2 protein-coding genes are annotated in these 1662 nt (G+C 58.5%); both read left to right on the top strand.

Annotated features, from left to right (window positions below; translation table 11 throughout):
• A partial coding sequence (gene traK / locus ACOI7Z_RS27130; RefSeq protein ID WP_420702485.1) for a type-F conjugative transfer system secretin TraK occupies nt 1-479 on the top strand: 479 nt, incomplete at its 5' end.
• Nucleotides 479-1662 (top strand): F-type conjugal transfer pilus assembly protein TraB (gene traB, locus ACOI7Z_RS27125; protein WP_117135754.1); only part of this gene is annotated, 1184 nt, incomplete at its 3' end. The genes traK and traB, both read left to right, overlap by 1 nt.

Here is a 1662-nt window from a genome sequence, read left to right as displayed (position 1 = left end):
AAAAACCATTCACCTTCATTGTGGAAACCGAACGCGGGCTGAACTTCTCCATTCGTGCCGTGCCCCGTGCGGGCTCAGGCCGGACAATTCAGCTGGTCAGCGAGCTGGCGGGTACCCCCGGTCCGGCAAAAGCCTGGGAAGAGTCGAACCCCTATGAATCGTTACTGGTTTCGCTTAATCGCGCCGTGCGCCAGGGCAGCGTACCCGATGAGTATCAGTCTGTCCCCGTCACTTCTGAAGTGCTGCAGGTGCCGGCTGGTCTGCGCGCCACTGCCGACAGGGTCTGGGTCGGCCACCACCTGAAAGTCGTCCGTTACAGTCTGGATAACGTCTCCCGGTCGCCCCGTATGGTGCGTGAAAGCGATTTCTGGCAGCCCGGAACACGTGCCGTCATGTTCAGTACCCCGGCGGGCCTGCTGACTGCCGGTGGTCGCATGCAGATCTGGGTCACGACGTCAGATGAAGGAGTGAAGCGCTGATGGCCAACTTCAACACGCTGATCAAACGTAAGCAATATATCTGGCTGGGACTCATTCTGGCGGGCGGCGCGGCAGCAGTCGGAGGCGGGCTGTATCTGTCAGATCTGAACATGAGCTCTGATGAGGAAGCCCCGGCTCAGGGCGAACCCGCACCGGATATGACCGGGGTGGTCGACAGCAGCTTCAACAGTAAGGTGGAGCAGCACGCGACAACAGAAATGCAGGCGACTGCCGCTGATCTCAACAAGCGTTTTGACTCCCTGCAGGGGGAAGTGGACCTACTGAGTAAGGCGCGAACCGCCGACCAGATACGTATCGACAAGCTCAGCAGTGACAATGAAGCCATGCAGACTCAGCTGAAGGCGCTGGGCGTGAAACCGGCTGTCTCTGGTGGCGAGCCCGCGCCGACTCCTCCGTCACCGCCACCCGGTCCGGAAGGGGAGCCGCAGCCAGCCAGTTATCCGCCGCAAACCGGCGCCGCGGTACCGCCTCCGACGGCATTCTATCCGGGGAATGGTATGACACCGCCGCCGCAGGTCAGCTACCAGTCTGTACCGGTACCAAACCAGATACAGCGTAAAACGTTCAGTTACGACAAAGGAAAAAAAACGAAGTCATTGCCGTACATTCCGTCGGGGAGCTTTGCAAAAAGTATGCTTATCGAGGGGGCAGATGCCAACGCGTCTGTTACCGGGAATGAATCAACTGTACCGATGCAGTTGCGTATCACTGGTCGCGTGGAAATGCCAAACAGCAAAACCTACGACCTGACAGGGTGTTTTGTGGGCCTTGAAGCCTGGGGCGATGTCTCCAGCGAACGCGCCATTGTCCGTACCCGCAATATCAGCTGTATCAAAGGTGATAAAACCATCGATCAGCCCATTAACGGCCACGTTTCCTTTATGGGGAAAAACGGGGTTAAGGGAGAGGTGGTGATGCGTAACGGAAAAATCCTCGGCTGGGCATGGGGGGCCGGTTTTGTTGACGGGATTGGTCAGGGCATGGAACGGGCTTCACAGCCGGCTGTTGGCCTGGGGGCAACCGCATCTGTTGGCGCCGGTGACGTTCTGAAAATGGGGGTCGGCGGTGGTGCATCTAAAGCTGCGCAGACGCTGAGCGAGTACTACATCAAAAGGGCCGAGCAGTATCACCCGGTCATTCCGATTGGTGCCGGCAACGAAGT

Source organism: Klebsiella sp. C283 (assembly GCF_048822555.1).
GTDB classification, from domain to species: Bacteria; Pseudomonadota; Gammaproteobacteria; order Enterobacterales; family Enterobacteriaceae; genus Klebsiella; species Klebsiella quasipneumoniae.
Note: the sequence above shows the minus strand (reverse complement) of the source record. Positions and strands in the feature narration are given on the sequence as shown.